20 protein-coding genes are annotated in these 17,883 nt (G+C 65.4%); 8 read left to right on the top strand and 12 right to left on the bottom strand.

Annotation, left to right across the window (positions count from 1 at the left end; genetic code table 11):
- Window positions 1–78: 78 nt before the first annotated feature.
- Window positions 79–393, top strand: coding sequence for a type II toxin-antitoxin system Phd/YefM family antitoxin (locus H6718_15565; GenBank protein MCB9586817.1), 315 nt, complete (start codon window positions 79–81; stop codon window positions 391–393).
- On the top strand, window positions 390–680 hold the full coding sequence (locus H6718_15560; GenBank protein ID MCB9586816.1) for a type II toxin-antitoxin system RelE/ParE family toxin: 291 nt from the start codon (window positions 390–392) through the stop codon (window positions 678–680). Before H6718_15565 ends, H6718_15560 begins: the two co-directional genes overlap by 4 nt.
- A 49-nt stretch (window positions 681–729) precedes the next feature.
- On the opposite strand, the gene hisA is transcribed toward H6718_15560, so the two are convergent.
- Entirely contained in the window at window positions 730–1,455 is a 726-nt protein-coding gene (gene hisA, locus H6718_15555) for a 1-(5-phosphoribosyl)-5-[(5-phosphoribosylamino)methylideneamino]imidazole-4-carboxamide isomerase (GenBank protein ID MCB9586815.1), read from the bottom strand.
- Between the two features lie 91 nt (window positions 1,456–1,546).
- The gene (gene hisH / locus H6718_15550; GenBank protein ID MCB9586814.1) at window positions 1,547–2,200 is read right to left on the bottom strand and encodes an imidazole glycerol phosphate synthase subunit HisH; all 654 of its coding nucleotides are present in this window, start codon (window positions 2,198–2,200) and stop codon (window positions 1,547–1,549) included.
- Between the two features lie 109 nt (window positions 2,201–2,309).
- Between hisH and H6718_15545 the strand changes: the two genes are divergently transcribed.
- Window positions 2,310–2,717: a hypothetical protein gene (locus tag H6718_15545; protein ID MCB9586813.1), complete on the top strand. Its 408-nt coding sequence runs from the start codon at window positions 2,310–2,312 to the stop codon at window positions 2,715–2,717.
- A gap of 15 nt (window positions 2,718–2,732) precedes the next feature.
- On the opposite strand, the gene H6718_15540 is transcribed toward H6718_15545, so the two are convergent.
- From H6718_15540 to H6718_15530, 3 genes are all read right to left on the bottom strand, one after another.
- Window positions 2,733–3,290 carry a Uma2 family endonuclease gene (locus tag H6718_15540; protein MCB9586812.1) on the bottom strand — a complete coding sequence of 186 codons (558 nt, stop codon included), beginning with the start codon at window positions 3,288–3,290 and terminating at the stop codon, window positions 2,733–2,735.
- A gap of 181 nt (window positions 3,291–3,471) precedes the next feature.
- On the bottom strand, window positions 3,472–4,083 hold the full coding sequence (hisB, locus tag H6718_15535; GenBank protein ID MCB9586811.1) for an imidazoleglycerol-phosphate dehydratase HisB: 612 nt from the start codon (window positions 4,081–4,083) through the stop codon (window positions 3,472–3,474).
- A complete protein-coding gene (locus H6718_15530; GenBank protein ID MCB9586810.1) occupies window positions 4,080–4,763 on the bottom strand; it encodes a hypothetical protein in 684 nt (227 codons plus the stop codon). The genes hisB and H6718_15530 overlap by 4 nt, the downstream gene beginning before the upstream one ends.
- Window positions 4,764–4,864: 101 nt before the next feature.
- Here H6718_15530 and lon point away from each other — a divergent pair, with 101 nt between their 5' ends.
- Genes lon through H6718_15515 form a run of 3 tightly spaced genes read left to right on the top strand, consistent with a single transcriptional unit; the run spans window position 4,865 to window position 10,017 of the window.
- A complete protein-coding gene (gene lon / locus H6718_15525) occupies window positions 4,865–7,252 on the top strand; it encodes an endopeptidase La (GenBank protein MCB9586809.1) in 2,388 nt (795 codons plus the stop codon).
- A gap of 13 nt (window positions 7,253–7,265) precedes the next feature.
- On the top strand, window positions 7,266–7,532 hold the full coding sequence (locus H6718_15520; GenBank protein MCB9586808.1) for a hypothetical protein: 267 nt from the start codon (window positions 7,266–7,268) through the stop codon (window positions 7,530–7,532).
- Window positions 7,533–7,536: 4 nt separating this feature from the next.
- Window positions 7,537–10,017, top strand: a complete 2,481-nt coding sequence (locus tag H6718_15515) for a hypothetical protein (GenBank protein ID MCB9586807.1) — start codon at window positions 7,537–7,539, stop codon at window positions 10,015–10,017.
- Window positions 10,018–10,020: 3 nt separating this feature from the next.
- Here the strand turns inward: H6718_15515 and H6718_15510 are convergent, their stop codons facing one another.
- Window positions 10,021–10,791, bottom strand: coding sequence for an SDR family NAD(P)-dependent oxidoreductase (locus tag H6718_15510; protein ID MCB9586806.1), 771 nt, complete (start codon window positions 10,789–10,791; stop codon window positions 10,021–10,023).
- A gap of 106 nt (window positions 10,792–10,897) precedes the next feature.
- On the opposite strand from H6718_15510, the gene H6718_15505 reads away from it, so the two are divergent.
- Both H6718_15505 and H6718_15500 read left to right on the top strand, forming a co-directional pair.
- A complete protein-coding gene (locus H6718_15505; GenBank protein ID MCB9586805.1) occupies window positions 10,898–11,203 on the top strand; it encodes a hypothetical protein in 306 nt (101 codons plus the stop codon).
- Window positions 11,204–11,239: 36 nt separating this feature from the next.
- The gene (locus H6718_15500; GenBank protein ID MCB9586804.1) at window positions 11,240–11,584 is read left to right on the top strand and encodes a hypothetical protein; all 345 of its coding nucleotides are present in this window, start codon (window positions 11,240–11,242) and stop codon (window positions 11,582–11,584) included.
- Window positions 11,585–11,587: 3 nt separating this feature from the next.
- Here the strand turns inward: H6718_15500 and H6718_15495 are convergent, their stop codons facing one another.
- The 6 genes from H6718_15495 to H6718_15470 form a co-directional block, all read right to left on the bottom strand.
- On the bottom strand, window positions 11,588–12,190 hold the full coding sequence (locus H6718_15495) for a hypothetical protein (protein ID MCB9586803.1): 603 nt from the start codon (window positions 12,188–12,190) through the stop codon (window positions 11,588–11,590).
- A gap of 66 nt (window positions 12,191–12,256) precedes the next feature.
- Entirely contained in the window at window positions 12,257–13,333 is a 1,077-nt protein-coding gene (locus tag H6718_15490; GenBank protein MCB9586802.1) for a tetratricopeptide repeat protein, read from the bottom strand.
- 4 nt (window positions 13,334–13,337) lie between these two features.
- Entirely contained in the window at window positions 13,338–14,981 is a 1,644-nt protein-coding gene (locus tag H6718_15485) for a protein kinase (GenBank protein ID MCB9586801.1), read from the bottom strand.
- A gap of 479 nt (window positions 14,982–15,460) precedes the next feature.
- Window positions 15,461–16,060 carry a hypothetical protein gene (locus H6718_15480; GenBank protein ID MCB9586800.1) on the bottom strand — a complete coding sequence of 200 codons (600 nt, stop codon included), beginning with the start codon at window positions 16,058–16,060 and terminating at the stop codon, window positions 15,461–15,463.
- A 134-nt stretch (window positions 16,061–16,194) separates the two neighbouring features.
- Entirely contained in the window at window positions 16,195–17,016 is an 822-nt protein-coding gene (locus H6718_15475; GenBank protein MCB9586799.1) for a carbohydrate ABC transporter permease, read from the bottom strand.
- Window positions 17,013–17,882 (bottom strand): sugar ABC transporter permease, encoded by an 870-nt coding sequence (locus tag H6718_15470; protein MCB9586798.1) that lies wholly within the window; start codon window positions 17,880–17,882, stop codon window positions 17,013–17,015. The genes H6718_15475 and H6718_15470 overlap by 4 nt, the downstream gene beginning before the upstream one ends.
- Window position 17,883 lies beyond the last annotated feature (1 nt).

The following is a 17,883-nucleotide window of genomic DNA, read 5'->3' as shown; positions in this document are numbered from 1 at the left end:
GCAACACGGCTTCTTTGAGGCCGTCGCACGGTCATTTCTGGCTTGCTGAGTCCGCATGTTCGGTCTAAATTCAGACCCGTGTACCGGCCCAAAAATGGCCCAGAAGCGCTTCAGGTAGCTGAGGACATTCTCCCCATCGGCGAACTCAAGGCGCACCTTTCTGAGCAGATCCGAGCGCTGAGAGGGCGTCGTCGACCGCTCGTGGTGACCCAAAACGGGAAGGCAGCGGCGGTACTGCTATCGCCGGAAGAGTTCGACCGCCTCACCGCGCAGGCTCGCTTCGTAGCCGCCGTCCAGGAGGGCCTGGAAGATCAGGCAGCCGGGCGAGTCGTCAGCGACGACGAACTGACCGGTCTGCTCGACGCTCGCTTTGGTGCCGTCAAGCCGCGATGATTCGGTGGACGGAACGGGCTGTCGCGGATCTGATCACAATTGGCGACTACATCGCGCACGACAACCCAGACGCCGCACGCTCTTGGGTCGAGCGGCTCCGCGAGCGGGCCAACGCTGCAAGTAAATTGCCTAGCGCCGGGCGTATCGTTCCGGAGATCGGTAGGGACGACATCCGCGAGGTCTTGGTGCGCACCTATCGAATCGTATATCGGGTGATTCCCGACGAAATCGTGGTGCTCACCGTTTTTGAAGGACACAAGCTGCTGGACCTGGATCCGGACGAGTAGCACGCTATTACCCTGCGGCAATGGACGGTAGGCGTTGCGCGCGTCGCGTTCAGCCCTTGGACGCCGCCACCGCTTCGCTGAGGGTGAAGCGCCCTTCATGGAGTGCCTTGCCAACGATCGCCCCAAGCACTCCGTCCGCGGCGCTCTTGGTCAGCTCACGGATGTGGTCGAGGGTCCCAACGCCGCCACTAGCGATCACGGGCAACCCGCCGTCACGCGCCAGGCGCGCCGTCTCCGCGAAGTTGGGGCCGCGCTCGGTGCCGTCCTTGTCGATGTCGGTGTAGAGCACCGCCGCGACAGGCAACACGGACAGCTCCTTCGCCACGTCGACGGCGAGCTTCTCCGAGACGTCGAGCCAACCGTCGGTCGCAACGCGTCCGCCCTTGGCGTCCAACGCAACCACCACCCGGTTTGGGTGCTTCAGCACCAGCGCCTTGAAGGTCTCAGGTTCACGGATGGCTAGCGTGCCGACGACGACGCGATCCACACCGAGCTCGAGGTAGCTCTCCGCCGCCGCGAGGCTCCGGACACCGCCACCAACTTGGACGCCTGGACCGAAGGCGTCGACCACCCGGCGCACCAAGTCCTTCTGCACCGCCTGTCCGGCCTTGGCGCCTTCCAAATCCACAACGTGCAGGCGCGGCACCTGTCCGCGCCAAGTCGCCGCGAGCTCCGCGGGATCCGTCTCGTACGCCGTGACCTGATCGTAGCGCCCTTGAAGTAGCCGGACGGCTTTGCCTTCCAGGAGATCAATGGCGGGAATGACTTCGAACATGCTTAGAGCTCTTCGGTTTTTGGGGGGGAGGTGCGGCGAAGAAAGGTGCGGTGAAGCAAGGTGCGGCGGCTGAAGACGGCTCGAGGTCGCCTCAAGCAGCCAGGAAGGCTTCTAGCAGCTGCAGGCCCGCGGCTTGGCTCTTTTCAGGGTGAAACTGCGTCGCAAACACGTGATCTTTGGCGACCGCCGCGGTCACGTGGTTCGGGCCATAGTCGACTTGGGCCGCCACCAAGCCGCTGTCTTTCGGTACCGCGTGGAAAGAGTGCACGAAGTAGAACCAACTCCCGGCGCCGCCAGCCTTGGCGAGATACGGGTGCACTTCCCCAGGGATCTGCAGCTGGTTCCAGCCCATGTGCGGCACCTTGATCGCAGCGCTGTCGTCAGTCGCGGGCGCGCCTTGGAGCCGCGCCACATGGCCTTCGAACCAGCCAAGGCCGGCGCCGGGGGCCTCCTCACTGCTCTCGAACAGCACCTGCAAGCCAAGACAAATGCCGAAGTAGGGCGTACCGCGCTTGAGCTGTTCGCGCACCGCCTCGCCGATTTCACCCGCGAACACCGTGGCACAGTCCCGAAAGCCACCTTGCCCCGGCACGACGATGCGCGCGGCCTTGCGGATCAGCTCCGGATCGGCGCTGTGCTGCACGTGGAGATCCGGCTTGCCGCACTCCGCGGCCGCGCGCACCACCGACTTCTCCACCGAGCGCAAATTGCCGAGCCCAGCGTCTACGATCACCACGTCAGTCATTGTCGCTTCTCAACGGGAACCGGGGCTTGAATACTGCGTGGCGCACGCCACCGCAACGTGGGAAGTGTTGACTGATCGCGCCGAGCAGCTGCGAGATGGGCCTGAGCGCATGCCGTTAATCTCGTGTTCAAAGGACCTTGTAGGCGACCTCATCCAACGGTTCGCCGCGAGTCCGCCCGGCACGGTCGTGCGCTGCAGCGATCAACCGGAGCAGATCGATCGAGGTATCGTGTTCGTTCTCGCGGGTTGGAGCGGGCCGTCCGTACGCGCCCTTGAGACGTTCACCGCAGAGCTACCAACGCTCGGCGTCCCACTCCCGCTTCGGGTGGTGGATATCGACGATCTACCGGATTGGCTCCGTGGCCTTGCGACGCGCTTCGGCGGATGGGGAGAGCTCGTGCTAGTCGAGTCCGGCAGGGTCGCCGAGATCGTCTCCCTACGGGACGCGGACTGGAAAGCCCGGGTCCTCCAGCACCACAATGTTGACGCGCTGGCAACTCCCCAGGGAAATAGGTAGCCCCCACTCCACGGCTTACCCTTGTGAGGGCGGAAACAGCCGCGCCACTGCGAGCTCGACCTCTTCGAATGGCGGCACACGCACGACCGCTGAGTCGTCGTAGCTCCCCGAGTCGACCCACACGCCGTCTTGGAGTCGCAACGTCTCCAGGGTGCGCGCGGTCGGGTCGAGCATCCAAAAGTGGGGCACGCCCACCTTGGCGTAGAGGTTTCGTTTGTAGACGCGGTCGGTTGCGGCGTTGGACGGCGACAGCACCTCGCAGATCCAGTCGGGAGCGACCTTGAGCGGGCGTGTATCCCAAGGGCTTGGAAGTCGCTGTCGGCGCCAGCCGGCCAAATCCGGTCGGACGATGTCGTGTGCCGAGAGTTCGACATCGACTTCGAGCAGGATCCACCAACCGCCTGGGCCACCAAAACCGTCGTCGTCGTCGTACGGCCCGCCGATGAAGCGCCGCAGCGCCCCCTGGGCGCGCGAGTGCCTGGGCAACGGCGCGGGCGCGACATGTACCTCGCCTGCAAGGACCTCAGCCCGCACGTCTTCCCCGAGAGCGAGGAGGTCGGCGTATGTCGCCATTTTTGGCGCCAGGCTCATTGCATTGAGGATATCGCGCCCGGGTACAAACGGCCACCTGCAAAGGCTGGCTCCTGGCTCAGCCCAGCGACTTGCACGGTGACGGGAGGCGCTCCCTCACCCCCAACACCAGGGACCTCAGCTGGGAGAGCAACGTTTCCCCAGGGGAACAAAAACGCGAAAGCTAGTCCAGGCTGCCCTTGGTGCTCGGCACGCCGCTTACTCGCGGATCCTTCTCGGTCGCCATGCGCAACGCCTTGGAGAAAGCCTTGAAGGTGATTTCCACGATGTGGTGGAGGTTCTCGCCCTCGAGCAGCTTCAGGTGCAGGTTGCACTGGGCGGTGCGGGCAAAGGCGTCGAAGAAGACTTCTGCGAGCTCGGTGTCCCAGGTGCCGAGCTTGGCCTTGGGGAGGGGAACGCGCCACACCAGGTAGGCGCGCCCCGAGAGGTCGAGCGCGGCGGTGACCAGCGCCTCGTCCATGGGCAGCGTGGCCCAGCCGTAGCGGCGGATCCCTGCGCGATCGCCCAGAGCTTCCCGCACGGCCTGGCCGAGCACGATGCCCACGTCTTCCGTCGTGTGGTGGCCGTCGATTTCGATGTCGCCCTTGGCGTCCACCGTGAGGTCGAACAAGCCGTGGCGCGCGATCTGATCGAGCATGTGGCTGAGGAAGGGCAGGGGGGTGTCGATCTTCGATTGCCCCGAGCCGTCCAAGTTGATTTCCACGCGGATTGAAGTCTCACGCGTGGTACGCTCGACCACAGCGCGCCGGCCAAGGGTCGCGAGTTCGGTGCTCATTTGAACTCCTGGATCTTCCAGCGGCCGTCTTCGAGCAGGAGCTCCACGGTGCCGCTGCCGCCATAGGGCATGGTGGCGTGGTCGCCGATCACCTCGAGCTTGGCCGTCGGTAACGCCGCCTTGATGGCGCGAGTCAGGTTCTCGAGCTCTTCCTTCTGCTCTCCGGTCCAGTAGGTCTCGAGCTTCTTCGCGGAGAGGCCTTCCGCCTCGCTCTCGGGGACGAAGCGCATCAGGATGTCCCAGCGCTTGTTCTCGAAGGCGCGCACGAAGGCCATCAACGCCGCCTTCGGGTTCGCCTGGCTGTACAGATCGATCGCCGAGCCGTCGACGTGCCAGGCGCCGTCTTCATAAACCAGGAGCAGGGAGTCACCGTTCGGCGAGGTCACCGTCGCCGTGACGCGGGGCGGCCCGGAGGGCCGAAGCAGGCTCTGAGACACCTGCTTCACCTCGTCTGGGTTCTCCTTGACCATGCGCTGGAAGGCGTCGAACGGAAGCGTCTTCTTCGCCTCATCGCTGAGCAATCCGTATGCGTCCTCGACTCGACCCTCGTCCAGGGCGACGGCGTACTGCGTCAGGACGTCTCGCGGGCCCTTGGCGGGAGCGGGTCCACCGCAACCCACCGTGGCGGAGGCGAGGGTGCCAAGAACGGCACTTAGCATGAGCGATCGCAGGGACTTCACGACGTCGGGCATTACCATAGGCACCAAGCGTCGGCGAGATTCCGCGCGCACTGGATTCGGGTTGATCGACAGATCGCCGTTCAGGGACTAGTGTCGGCGATATGGCTTCTGGCCCCTCTGAGCGCGTCGCGATCCTCCCGCTGCGCAACTCCGTGCTCTTCCCCATGAGCGTCGTGCCCATCAACGTGGGCCGGCCTCGCAGCGTGCGCCTCGTCGAGGAGCTCGGCCAGGACGGCGGGCTCATCGGAGTCATCACCCAGAAGTCCTCGGACGCGGTCGAGCCGACCTTCGAGGATCTGTATCGCGTGGGCACCCTGGCGCGCGTGGTGAAGGTGATCCGCCTCGGCCCCGGGAACTACAGCGTGGTGCTCAACGGCTTGGCGCGTTTCGAGCTGGAGAAGAGCTTCGGCCTCGAGCCGTACATGACCGCCGACGTGGTGCGCATTCAAGAGCCTGCACCCGACGCGAAGGTGACAGAACTGGGGCGAACGTTACGTGAGCACACCCGCAAGGTGCTCGAGCTGATGCCGGATCTGCCGCGGGAGACCGCAAGCATCCTCGACAACGTGCGCGAGCCGGGCGCGCTCGCCGACTTGATTGCTTCTAATTTCCCCGAGGAACACGCGAGCATCCAGCGCCGGCAGGAGATCCTCGAGGCTTTCGACGTCGAAAAGCGCATGAATCTGGTGCTCGACATGGTCAAGCGCCAGCTCGAGGTGCTGCAGGTCAAGGGCGAGATCACCGCGCTCGTGCAAGAGGAGATGAGCCGCAGCCAGCGCGACTACGTGCTGCGCCAGCAACTCAAGAGCATCCGCGAAGAGCTGGGTGAGGCGGACGACGACGAGGTCGAGGCGCTGCGTGAGCGCGTGGCCATCGCCAACATGCCACCGGAAGCGGAAAAAGCCGCGCGCAAGCAGCTGTCGCGGCTCTCTGGCATGCAGCCCCAGAGCGCCGAGTTCAACGTCACCCGCACCTACGTGGAGTGGCTCGCGGATCTGCCGTGGTCGCGCACGAGCCCCGACCGCATCGACGTGAAGGCGGTGCGCCGTTGCCTCGACGAGGACCACTGGGGCCTCGAGCGGGTGAAGAAGCGCATCGTCGAATACACCGCCATCCGTCAGCTCCGCACGGATAAGCGCGGCCCGATCTTGCTGTTCGTTGGTCCGCCCGGCGTGGGTAAGACGAGCCTGGGGCGCAGCATCGCGCGCGCCATGGGACGGCGCTACGGTCGCATTTCCCTGGGTGGCGTGCGGGACGAAGCGGAAATCCGCGGGCACCGCCGGACCTACGTCGGCGCGCTCCCGGGACGCATCGTCCAGGCGCTGAAGAAGGTCGGCACGAGGAACCCCGTGCTGGTGCTGGATGAGGTCGACAAGATGGGCGCCGATGTCCGCGGCGATCCGGCGGCTGCCTTGCTCGAGGTGCTCGACCCTGCACAGAACGACACCTTCGTGGACCATTACCTCGAGGTACCATTCGATCTGAGCCAGGTGACCTTCCTGGCCACCGCGAACTACCCGCGAGACATCCCCGAGGCGCTCAAAGATCGCCTGGAGGTGATCGAGGTCCCTGGCTACCCGCGCAGCGACAAGATCCACATCGCCCGCGAGTTCCTGGTGCCGAAGCAGCTCAGCGAACATGGCCTGACCGCTGAGCAGATCGAGTTCACCAGCGAAGGCATCGAGCTCTTGATCGACGCCTACACCCGCGAAGCCGGGGTGCGCAGCCTCGAGCGCCAGGTCGCCTCGATCTGCCGGGACATCGCCGTACGCCTCGCCGAAGGCGAAGACGTGAAGGGCCAGAAGACTACGAGCGAATACGTGGAGAAGGTGCTTGGCGTGCACAAGTACCGCCCAGAGCTGGCGGAGCGCGAACCCACTCCTGGCGTGGCCACTGGCCTCGGCCTGAACGCCGCCGGAGGTGAGCTGCTGTTCGTCGAAGCCACGAAGATGCGCGGCAAGGGCGAGGTGCACATCACGGGCAACCTGCGGGACGTGATGAAAGAGTCCGCCAACACCGCGGTCAGCTTCGTGCGCTCCAAGGCGGAGAAGCTGATGCTCGACCCCCAGTGGCTCGAGAAGATCGATCTGCACCTGCACGTGCCGCGTGCTCGAGCGACCCAAGACGCGGCGAGCCTTGGCGTGCCGATCTTCGTGGCCGTGGTGTCATTGCTCCTGAACGCGCCGGCGCGCATCGACGTCGCGATCACCGGCGAATTGACGCTGCGTGGGTCGATCCTCCCGGTGGAAGGCATCAAGGACAAGATCCTCGCGGCACACCGCGCGGGTCTGCGCGAGGTCGTCCTGCCAGCGCGCAATGAACGCGACCTGGAGGAGGTGCCTGCGGAAATCCGCAATGATCTGCGCATCCACTTCGTCCAGCGCCTGGACGAAGTCCTCCCGCTGGTGCTCGTTGGCCCTGAGAGCGGAGCAACTCCCAGCACGCCAGACAAGAGCCCGCCTGGCCTCACCGGGTCTCCGGCGGTCTGAGGTGTTTCGCAACATGGCTTCACGTCTAGGCGCCTCCCGCTGGCTTTGGGTTTGGGGGTTAGGGATCACGCTCTACGGCTGCAGCAAGCCGTCGGAAGGGCAGAAACCGCCAAAGCCAAACAAGGCGGAGGTCGAAGCCTGCAAGACCCAGTGCGAGGAGCTAGCGAGCGCGGAGAAGGCAACTTGCGAGAAGCCAGTGCTCGAGCCGGAGCAGTGCCGACGCGCCCTGGGCTTCGCCGAAGACGACTGCAAGCTGCGCTGCGCGCCCGACAGTCAATAGACCAGTGAGTAACCTCGCGGAACCGCCCGCAAGCAGCGCGCGCGAACCATCCGGCCCGCGGGGCTGGCTGACCCGCTCGTGGCGCGGCGAGCGCCCGCTGTGCATCGGCGTGGGACTGGCGGGCGGTCTCGGCCTGGGCCTCGGCTTTCTGCCGCTACTCGGCGGTCCGGGCTACGAGACTTCCGTCGTCGCAGGCCTCTTGCTCCCCGCGCTGGCAGCCAACGCCGAAGGGCTGCGGGCGGTGAGCAGGAGCCTGCAAAACTCCAGGGTGCGCGCTGAAGCCGCAAACCCCGCGGAACAACCGGAACCCTACAGTCGGCCGCGCGACGGCCTGAACTTGCGCGCGCTCGACGTGATCGGCCACGGTCTGTGGAGTGGGACGCTGATCTGGCTGAGCTTCGTCCTGCTGAACAGCTTCCACGGCTTACGTCTCGGCTGGTGCGATCCCGCAAGCGATCTCGAGCTGATGCTCCTTGGACCGGGCTTCGGCGCGTTGGCAGGCGGCGCTTGGGGCGGCGTGGTTGGGCTCTTCTTGCGCCGCCGCATCCGTCGTCGCCTGCACGCTGGTAGTCAGGTGAAGCCCAGATCCATGCGGATCTTGACGTTGGCCGCGGCACTCGCGCTCCCCCTCGCGAGCATCGGGGTGAGCGTCGTGCGCTTCGTGACGAGCCCGATGGTCTTCGCGTACGACCCGTTCGTCGGCTATTTCTCCGGTTCGATCTACGACACCGTGATCAACGCCCAGGGCCTGTTGACCTACCGCCTCGGCACGCTCGCGACGCTGGCGGCGCTCAGCTGTGCTGCGTTCCACGTCGAGCTCGGGCCCCAAGGAAAGCTCTATTGGCAGAGACGGGGACGCCCCGGTGTGCTGTTGCTCGCGGCAGCCGCGCTGCTCGTCTCCGTGGGGATCACGATCAGCGGACCGACGCTAGGCCACTACTACACGACCGCGGACATCAAGCACGAGCTGGGAGGTGAATACTCCTACGGCCGCTGCGACTTGGCTTACGACGCCGCGCTACCTCGCGGCTTGATGATCGCGACAGCGCGCGACTGCGATGCGCACATCCATCAACTCGAGGCCTTCTTTGGCGCGCCAGGACCTGAGCGCGTGACCGCGTACTTCTTCGCCAACGGTCAGCAGAAGCAACGGCTGATGGGCGCGATGAACGTCTACATCGCGAAGCCGTGGCGTCGAGAGGTCTACCTTCAGGCGCAAGGCTATCCCCACCCAGTGCTCGGTCACGAGCTCGCGCATGTGGTCAGCGGTGCCTACGCCAAGGGGCCGTTCAAGGTGCCTGGACGCATGCTGGGTGTGTTCGCAAACCCGGGCCTGATCGAGGGCACCGCGGTTGCTGCGGCGCCGGACGAGGACGCGGATTTGACCCTCCAGCAGTGGGCGCGGGCGATGCTCGACCTGAAGCTGCTTCCGTCCCTCGAGCGGGTCTTTCATCTGGGCTTCCTCGGAGAAAACTCGTCCACTGCGTACACCGTGGCTGGGGCCTTCGTAGAATGGTTCCGCACGGTACAGGGCAAGGAAGCGTTGCGGCGCTGGTACGGCGGAGAGACCCTACGAGCCATCACCGGCAAGGATCTCGAGGGGCTCGAGCAAGACTGGCTGCAGAGCCTACAGAAGGTCGAAGTGCCCCCCGCCGCCATGGGCGTCGCGAAGGCGCGCTTCGATCGGCCCGCGGTGTTTGGGCGCCATTGCCCGCACACCGTCGATCGGCTCCTCGAACAGGCGCGCGCGCTCGCGAGCAACGATCCAAACGGCTCGCTCAAGGCCTGCAGCGAGCTCTTGGCGCTTGAACCAGAGAACCTCGGCGCCCGCCTTGCGAAAGCCAAGGCGACGGTGTCGAAGGGCGATCTCGACGACGCCCGCAAGCAGTACCGCGCGATCGCCGACGACCAGCGCCTGAGCACCTCGCAGCGCGCCATGGGGCTCGAGGAGCTCGCCGATCTGGAGCTCAGCCAGGGCAGCCTGGAGGCCGCCAAGAAGACCTACGGTGAGGTGCTGAAAGCAACGGTTGGCGAAGACCGGTTGCGCAGCGTCGAGCTGCGCCGGGACATGAACGACCCGCGAGCCAGATCCGCGATGGTGGCGCTCCTGATTGGCTCTTCGAATCAGCAGCGGGACTGGATCGATGCGGCGAGCCAGCTTGGACGCTGGGCGGAAGCGGAGCCGGACAACGGGCTGCCCGAGTACTTGATCGGCAGAAATCTCTACGGAAACGGACGCTTCGATCTGGCGGAGCCGCGATTGCTCGCCGCTTCGAGGAAGCGCATCGACAACGCCAAGTCCCGAGCAGAGAACTGGCGCACGCTGCTGTTCGTCGCCTGCGCCCGCGGTGACATCCCAGTCGGTCAGCGCGCGTTCGCGGCCTACGCCAGGGAGCCTGGCGTGCCGCCGGCGCGCCTCAGCGGGGTCACACACTTCGCGGAGCGCTGCGGGCTCAGCGTGGCTCGCGCGAGCGCGGAAAAGTAGGGACTACTTGGGCCCTGCCGCGGCGCTGAGGAGCCTGCGTCGTAGGGGCTCCGGGAGCATGCGTCCGAAGCCGATCAGGAAGCGGATCCGCTTCGGGAACAGGTGATGGGAGCGCTCACGCTCGATAGCCCAGACCATCTCGCGCACCGCGCGCTCCTTCTCGATGATCAAGGCGCGGATTGGGACCTGCTTGGGATCCAGTCCGTCGGTGTACGTGAAGCCAGGGTACAGCGCGACAAAGCGCACGTTGTGCGGCGCGAGCTCGATCCGGCAGCTGTCGATCAGCACGCGACCTGAAGCCTTGGAAGCGCTGTAGGGCCCGGAGTTTGGCAAGCCAAAGTAGCCAGCGGGCGAACCGGTGTAGGCGATTACGCCGCCTCCTGCGCCCTGCAAGTGAGCCATCGCAGGCACCAGATAGTTCACCAGCGTATCGAAGTTCGCGCGCGAGATCCGGATCACGTCGTCCACCGACGCGGCGGCCATGTTCGTGGGACGCCCACCCCCAGCATTCAGGATCGCGACGTCGATCCCGCCCAGCTCCTCGACAGCGCGTGCAAACGCCTGCGCGCTGGCCGCTTGGTCTGTCGCGTCTGCCGGCACCACGACGCAGCGGCGACCGAGGGCTTCCACTTCAGCCGCCAGGGCTTGCAGGCGCTCCACCCGGCGCGCCGTCACCGCCAGATCGTTTCCGCGCTGCGCCAGCTCGAGGGCCATGCCGTGCCCGAGGCCACTCGAGGCGCCGGTGATGAAGATGCGTTTGCCTTCTAGCTTCATGTGAGTTCCTGCGATCGTCGCCGGCGCGCAGTCTTTCCTGAACGGCGTTTTGAGGCAATCATGCTCGCTGTGCAGCGCACCTCACCCCCAAAAAGCTGGTGGCAACATGAGTGACTTCGAGAACGACAACGACCCAGCGCTCGTTTCGTATACTACGCGCGCCGTCATCAACGGTGCACCGGTACTCGAGATCAGTCATGATGAGGAGGGCTGGCAATTCCATGCGGCTCCCAATGCCCCCGGCAGCAACGAGCCGCTGCTGGTTCGCTTGGATGAGGTGTGGAAGCGCCATCCCGGCACGGCACTAGCCGCAGACCTGCCGAGAGGCTGGAAAGCCCGGCGCCCGACCCCGGACGTGCCTTGGGAGTACAGTCCGCTTGGGCCCGAGGACTACGCCGACGATGACGAGTAACACGCGCGGGCAGGGCACAAACTAGACGTTTCCTCGATGGAAGATCCGATCCGCTTCGATGTATGGGCAGTACCGCGCGGTTCCATGAAGGAGCCGCAGCTCGCGATTCTGATGCAGTGGGTGGGGTATCCACGCGTGAGTGCGCTGAAGGCGCTCGTCAAAGCGCTCGCCGGATCGAGGCCGATGCTCATCGGTCGCTCGCTAACGTTTCAGAGCGCCGGAGAGTTGCGCGCCATCGCGGAAGGCTGCTTCGACAGCAGTCAGTTGCTCCAGGAGTTTTACGAACCAGCGGACCTCGAATGCCTGACATATTGCGCGAAGCACGACGCCTACAGCGCCGGTATTCATGGCTGTCACGTGTGCAGCGGCTTCTACCAGTGATGCTCAATACACATTGTCTGTGCACTTCATTTCGAGCTCTTCGCGCTCGACGGTGAGTTCGACGACGGGCAGCGGCTTCGGGGCGAAGACGACGCGGATCGGGGAGGGGTGCTCCAGGGGCTCCGGCGCTGGGCTCGGCATCAGGTTGCACTCCCGCTTCACGAGCACCTCACGCGTCTTGATCACGCGGGCCCGGGTGCGGACTTCGATCAGTTGCCCCTTTGGATCTTTGGCGAGGCCGCCGCGGATGGCGACCAGGTGATCGCGGCTTCCGTCGCTGCGCTCGACATCGAGCTCAGCCGCGCGACCGCGAAAGAAGTCACAGACGTCGTTCAAGTTCGCGACCAGGTCGAGGGATGGGTCAGGCGGTTCGCTGCCGCTTTTGGCGCGGTTGACCGTCAATGGCATGCGCCGACCCGCGGTGTCCGAGTTGCCCATGAGTTCCGCGAGGCAAGCTTCTTGGGTAGCCGGCGGCAAGAGCGCATAGAGCGCCTCGTGCACCGTGCGGTAGCCCTGGGCCTCGAATTGCTTCCCGACGCTCTCGGCACGCGCGCGGTTGCGCGCCGCAACCTCCGCGTCCAGCTCGTCGAACGCCTCTTGAGACATCGCGCACCCGCAGCAGGCAAGAGCCACGAAGGTCAGGGCGTGCCGACTATTCCGGCTCAAAGCAGCTCAGAACGCTGTGCGCCAGCTGGCCGCGGTGGTGCGCCCGTCGCTGCCAAGGCTCAACCCGCGGTACCACGCGGAATTGGTGTGGTTGAGGCTTGCGCTCTCATCTCCCGAGCCGTCGCTCAGCAGCAGATAGACGCCAACGCCGGTCACCGCCAAGCTCAATCCACCCAGGATGAACGCCGTCTTTTCTTCGGCGCGGCCCGAGTCGTGGAGATCTTTGTCGCCAATCCCGACCACGCACTGGGAGTTCGGGCAGTTCGCATCGTCGATGGTCGCCTGCGAGTCAAAGTACAGGAACGTCCCGATGCCGAGACCCACCACCCCCACGCCCAGGGTGATCCAGCCGGCGGCGTTGAAGCCCCCGCCTTGGTCCGGCGGCGGCAGCACGCCAGCGTCACCCGGGTCGCCTTTTGGCTCGCTGGTGAGTGAACCACCGAGCTCGGGATTCGGAGGCGGACCCTGGGGCCCTTCCTCGGGGGGCAGCGGCTTCGCTGTGAGTAAGGGCACGTTGACCTCTTGCCTGTCAGCTTCCTTGCCGAGATCAATCTGCGTGTTCCACGGCTCGTAGCCGGGCGCTGAGGCTTCGATAGTGACGGTGCCGGGATCGGTTGGCACTGGGGTCCCCCAGAGCGCCGCAGGCACATCGATCCCGTTGCGCTTGACCACGAGGCCCTCAACCGGCTGCCCCACGGAAACAGAGACCTGAGACAGCTTCGACTCGAGCGCCTTGGCTTTGCCGCTCGCGTAGCGCTCCCGTTCTCGCTGCCCGGCTTGGGCTGAGGCTGCGGCCGCGGCGCGATAGGTGGTCCACGCGCTCGCAGTGCGCCCCACGTTGACGTAGCACTCCGCGAGGTTCAGCTGCGTTCCGATTGCTGGATCCAGGCTGTAGCTCTCTTCGAACTTTTCAGCAGCTTCGGCGTAGCGCTTGGCGTCCATCAGCGCGCGCCCCTGGTCGAACAACACGTCCGCGCCTGCGGGCTGCGCGTAAGCGGAGACAGAGCCGAGAGTGAACGCGAGGGCCAGAGCCGCTGCAACAGACGAGGCCGAGCGCCAGCGGTGAGTCAGTCGGGTACGCATCAACTCACTTTCGATACTTCAGCATGTTGTCCGCGTCACTCGTCCCGGTTGCAGGCGCCTTGGCGGTCGATTTGGTAGCCGGTTTTTGCTGTTTGACCGCAGGCGCCTTGGGCTTGGGGGGCTCAGCGCTCGCGCTGGGCGCGGCGGAAGGTTCGGCGCTCGGCTCGACCGCGGGCTCAACCGTCGGCTCGATCGCTGCGGCTGTTTCCGTGGGGTCTGGTGGTGCTGGAGCGCTCAGTCCCTCTTGGGTGGGCGCAGCGACCTGAGGCTCGCTCTCCGCGGTCACCGGTCGGGTCATGAACCAGACCAGGGCGGCGATGCCGAGGACCGCGACGCCTCCAGCGGCAACGAGTGTGGTGCCGAGCTTCGAGCGACCGTCACGGGAGCTACTGACCGCGCTGCCGCCTAGGGTCTGGCCCACGGGAGAATACATGGGCACCCAGGGCGACTTCCCACCGTTTGCGATGGTCTCTGGCATGCCGTCGGGGATCGCCGGCGGCTCGACTGAGGTGGCGGGCGCGGCCCCAGAACTCCCGACCTCCGGCTGAGAGATGCGCACGCCCAGGTTCCCGGATGCGTAGCCGCTGCCCGTCGAGCGGTCACCGCTGCTGGGTGTCAGCGCGTGGGTCGGCGCGCTCGCCAACGCCTCCCGCAGCTCCGCGTGGGTCGAAGGCGGCGGGTAGTTGGAGCCGGGAGCGACGTTCAAGTCCGGCGTCGCGAGCTTGGAGGCCGCGATGATGCGCACCGTGGAGGCCACGATCTCGTGCATGCGGTCTTGCGCGAGCCCTTCCAAGGCGATCGCCAGGTGAGCAACCGTGGGGAAGCGCGCGTCCGCAGAGTGCTGCAGGCAGCGCGCGACGATCTCGTCGAGCTCCGGCGGGAGCTCTGGGCGCAGCTTGCTGGGGGCCTCGTATTGGCCGACCAGGATGCGAGCGTGGACGATGGCCAGCGTGTTGCCGTGAAACGGCGTCTTGCCGACCAAGAGCTCATACAGGATGATGCCAAGCGCCCAGATGTCCGCACGGTAATCAACGTCGCGCGGCGACTCGAGCTGCTCCGGCGACATGTAGAGCGGCGACCCGAGGGTGCCGCGCGTGCCCGTGAGGTCCACGGAGGCCGATGTCTCGCTGACTTCGGACACGAGCTTGGAGATGCCGAAATCGAGCACCTTGAGCTGACGCCGCCCGTCGGGGCGCTTCGCAAGGTACAGATTCGCAGGCTTCAAATCGCGGTGCACGATGCCCGTCGCGTGGGCTTCGGCGATGGCTTCGCAGGCGCTCAGCACGTAAGCGACCGCGTCCGTGACGGGGAGGTGACCACGGCGCTCCAAGAGATCGCCCAGATCTTCTCCCTGCAGAAACTCCATCACGATGAAGGGCTCGCCACCTTCCAGCGTGCCCACATCGTAGACCTGTGCGATGTGCTCGCCTCGGAGCTGAGCCGCAGCTTGGGCCTCGCGCTCGAAACGGATCTGCGCGACCTCGCCCAAGGTACCTTGGGTATCTGCACGCAGGAACTTGAGCGCCACGCGGCGATTGAGCCCGAGCTGCATCGCCTCCACGACGACGCCCATACCGCCTTCACCCAGCAGCCGCTCCACGCGGTACTTGCCGGCCAAGACGGTCCCAGGCTGAATGTCGACGCTCATCGTGCTCTAGTGAGATGGTGGTGAGAGACTCACCCTTCCGGAACCTGAATCGCGCGAAACGTTCAGCGACTCTGCGGATCCAACCTCAAGGGTACTCCGCCAATCGGCCCACGGGGAGCAGAGAACGGGAAAAACAGCCGCGGATCTCCCCACGACCGCTGACCTCGCCTGACGCCGCTTGGGCAGGGAGCTGCGGGTGAGACATCTCCACACGGGTTCAGGCAGAGGTGCGCCCAGCTGGACGTCCTCGGGGTCAGGGACATCACCGCCCCCGCTCGCAACCTGGTGTTTCGACACGAGATACCTCTGATGCGACTCCCGCACGTTCGGCTGCAGAGTTCGCAGTTACTGGTATCGCCGCGTTGCAGGTTGTCACGTATCGGCCCTTCGCCCAGCAAGGCCGTCTCTCCGCGCGATATTCGCATACCGCGCTGGACGCATAGTGCCCCGCCGCACGGAAACACGGCCCCGCTGCGCGCTCACCCGCCGGGCATTGGAAAACAGCTCGGACACACCGGCGGGGCCATACCACCGCCCTCGGCGATGCACTCGATCAACGCGACCGTCTCCGGGCTGACCAATCCGCTCTTGCCGCAGGTGTCGTAGCACTGCTCGTAGTCCGTATCGACGGGCCGCCAGGTCGCGCACTGGAACATGCAGTTCATCTGTCCGACTTCGCCGCCCCACATCATGCAGCTGCAGTCGTTCATCTTCTCGCAGGCTGCCAGCTGCGTCGCGCAGTTCATTTCCATGCACGTGTCGCAGGACGACGTGCGACCGACGACCGGAGAGCAGCCACCAGGCATGCCCCCCATGCCTCCAGGACCGCCAGCGCCAGCGCTGCCTGAAGTGCCGCCAGTGCCTGCGCTTCCACCCGCTGCGCCAGCAGTGCCCGCTACGCCACCAGTGCCCGCCGCGCCGCCGCTGCCAGCCGTCCCTCCAGCGCCCGCTGCGCCGCCGGTTCCGCCGCTGCCGGCCGCTCCTTGCACCAACACCGCTTCATCGGTGCAGGCCGCGAGCAGCATCAGCAACGCCGTGGGGATCCAAAGCCAGCTCGAGGTGCGCGCAGTCCAAGTCATGATCATCCGGTTTATCTTGGGGGGGTGAGGAACGCCAGGTGCATACCAAGCTGCAATCCACGTGCCGCAGACTGCGCGCCACTCCTGCTGCGGCTTCGCCGAGGTGGCTTGGTCCGCCTGCGCCAACTAGCGCCTCACATGCCTCGCGACGTCACGGCCCGTAAGAGGTGCTTCTGTACGATGGCAAAGAGTGCCAGCACCGGCATGCTCAAGAGCACATTGCCCGCCATCACCACATGCCAGCGCACGCCGGTACCTTGCTCGCGAAGCAGAGCAATTCCGAGCGGTAACGTGCGAACTTGATCGTCCGTCGTCATCACCAGCGGCCAGAAGTAGTCGCTGTAGTGGTAGATGAAGCTGAACATGAAGAACGCGACCAAAGTCGGCGTGATCATGCGGGGCAAGAGCCCAAACACGATGTACAGCTCGCTCGCACCATCCATGCGCGCCGCTTCCACCACGCTGTTCGGCACGTTGCCCAGGGCCTGACGGATCAAGAAGGTCCCAAACGCGCTCACACCGAACGGCAGCACCAACGCGGTCATCGTGTTGACCAAGCCCCAGTCCGCCATCAGCGCGAACACGGGAACGAAGCGCACCTGCGCTGGGATCAGCAGCGTGGCGACCACCAAGCCGAACGCCACCCCGCGACCCTTGAAGCCCAGCTTGCTGAGCGCGTAACCGGCAGGCAACGCCACGGCGATCTGCACCACGCTGATCAGCACGCTCATCAGTAACGTGTTCCAGAAGTAGCGCCCCAGCGGCAATGAGTGGAACACCTCGCGGTACGCCTCCGTGGAGAGCCCCGAAGGCAGCGGCGCGGTAGGCGCTTGCACGATCTCTGGCAGCGTCTTGAAGCTGGTGGAGACCATCCAGGCGTAGGGCAGGAGCCACACCAAGCCGATCAGCATCAACCCGTAGATCAACACCCGCTTCGGAGTCGACTCGCGCTTCATCGTGAAGACTCCTTGTCCCGCCAGCCCCAGAGCTGCAGCGCGGTCAGACCCAGGAGCAAGAAGAAGAACACCACCACCAGCGCGCTGGCGCGACCGACCCTCAGGTTCATGAAGATCTGTTCGTAGATGGCGTACACGAACACCGTGGTGCTCTTCACCGGGCCGCCCTGAGTCATCACCCGCACCACATCGAACACCTGAAACGAAGCGATCAGGCTGGTGGTGCCGACGAACGCAGACGTCGGTCGCAAGAGCGGCCAGGTCACGTTCTTGAAGCGCTCCCAGGCGCCGGCGCCGTCGAGGCTTGCGGCCTCGTACAGGCTCTCCGGGATGTCCTGCAGACCCGCAAGGTAGAGCACCATCGCGTACCCGGCAATTTTCCAGATGGTAACTCCAGCCAACGAATAGAGCGCGACTTTGGGATCCCCGAGCCAGTCGAGGGGCTTGAGCCCCAAGCCGCGCACCAGCGCGCTGAGCGCGCCGTTTTCGCTATCGAGCACCCACATCCAGAGCAGCGCCACGCTGACCCAGCTCACCACATACGCACTGAAGATCGCCGCGCGCAGAAAGCCCGCGAGGGCCCCGGAGCGGTTCAGTAAGAGCGCCAAGCCGAGACCCAGCGCCATCGCACCAACCACCACGATCAGGCTGAATATCAGCGTGGTCGCGAAGGTGCTCCAGAGATCACCCGAGGCGACGAGCGCGCTGTAGTTGTCGAAGCCGACATAGCGCGGCTCGGTCAACAAATCCCACTGGTAGAAGCTCTTGAAGAAGGCAAATCCCAGCGGATAAAAGAAGAACACCGCCAAGAGCAGTAGCGTCGGCAGCAGCATCCAGTACGGATCACCCGGGCGACGCGGACGCAGC

The sequence above is a fragment of the Polyangiaceae bacterium genome (genome assembly GCA_020633205.1).
GTDB lineage: Bacteria > Myxococcota_A > Polyangia > Polyangiales > Polyangiaceae > JAHBVY01.
This window is presented reverse-complemented; position numbering and strand designations above follow the sequence as displayed.

What these genes read in the sequence shown, in the direction of transcription:
- H6718_15505 (MCB9586805.1), top strand. Translation starts at nt 10,898, where the DNA reads ATGAGTGACTTCGAGAACGACAACGACCCAGCGCTCGTTTCGTATACT.
- H6718_15500 (MCB9586804.1), top strand. Translation starts at nt 11,240, where the DNA reads ATGGAAGATCCGATCCGCTTCGATGTATGGGCAGTACCGCGCGGTTCC.
- H6718_15485 (MCB9586801.1), bottom strand. Translation starts at nt 14,981, where the DNA reads ATGAGCGTCGACATTCAGCCTGGGACCGTCTTGGCCGGCAAGTACCGC.
- H6718_15545 (MCB9586813.1), top strand. Translation starts at nt 2,310, where the DNA reads ATGCCGTTAATCTCGTGTTCAAAGGACCTTGTAGGCGACCTCATCCAA.
- lon (MCB9586809.1), top strand. Translation starts at nt 4,865, where the DNA reads ATGGCTTCTGGCCCCTCTGAGCGCGTCGCGATCCTCCCGCTGCGCAAC.
- H6718_15475 (MCB9586799.1), bottom strand. Translation starts at nt 17,016, where the DNA reads ATGAAGCGCGAGTCGACTCCGAAGCGGGTGTTGATCTACGGGTTGATG.
- H6718_15495 (MCB9586803.1), bottom strand. Translation starts at nt 12,190, where the DNA reads ATGTCTCAAGAGGCGTTCGACGAGCTGGACGCGGAGGTTGCGGCGCGC.
- hisA (MCB9586815.1), bottom strand. Translation starts at nt 1,455, where the DNA reads ATGTTCGAAGTCATTCCCGCCATTGATCTCCTGGAAGGCAAAGCCGTC.
- H6718_15540 (MCB9586812.1), bottom strand. Translation starts at nt 3,290, where the DNA reads ATGGCGACATACGCCGACCTCCTCGCTCTCGGGGAAGACGTGCGGGCT.
- H6718_15490 (MCB9586802.1), bottom strand. Translation starts at nt 13,333, where the DNA reads ATGCGTACCCGACTGACTCACCGCTGGCGCTCGGCCTCGTCTGTTGCA.
- H6718_15560 (MCB9586816.1), top strand. Translation starts at nt 390, where the DNA reads ATGATTCGGTGGACGGAACGGGCTGTCGCGGATCTGATCACAATTGGC.
- H6718_15520 (MCB9586808.1), top strand. Translation starts at nt 7,266, where the DNA reads ATGGCTTCACGTCTAGGCGCCTCCCGCTGGCTTTGGGTTTGGGGGTTA.
- hisB (MCB9586811.1), bottom strand. Translation starts at nt 4,083, where the DNA reads ATGAGCACCGAACTCGCGACCCTTGGCCGGCGCGCTGTGGTCGAGCGT.
- hisH (MCB9586814.1), bottom strand. Translation starts at nt 2,200, where the DNA reads ATGACTGACGTGGTGATCGTAGACGCTGGGCTCGGCAATTTGCGCTCG.
- H6718_15480 (MCB9586800.1), bottom strand. Translation starts at nt 16,060, where the DNA reads ATGACTTGGACTGCGCGCACCTCGAGCTGGCTTTGGATCCCCACGGCG.
- H6718_15510 (MCB9586806.1), bottom strand. Translation starts at nt 10,791, where the DNA reads ATGAAGCTAGAAGGCAAACGCATCTTCATCACCGGCGCCTCGAGTGGC.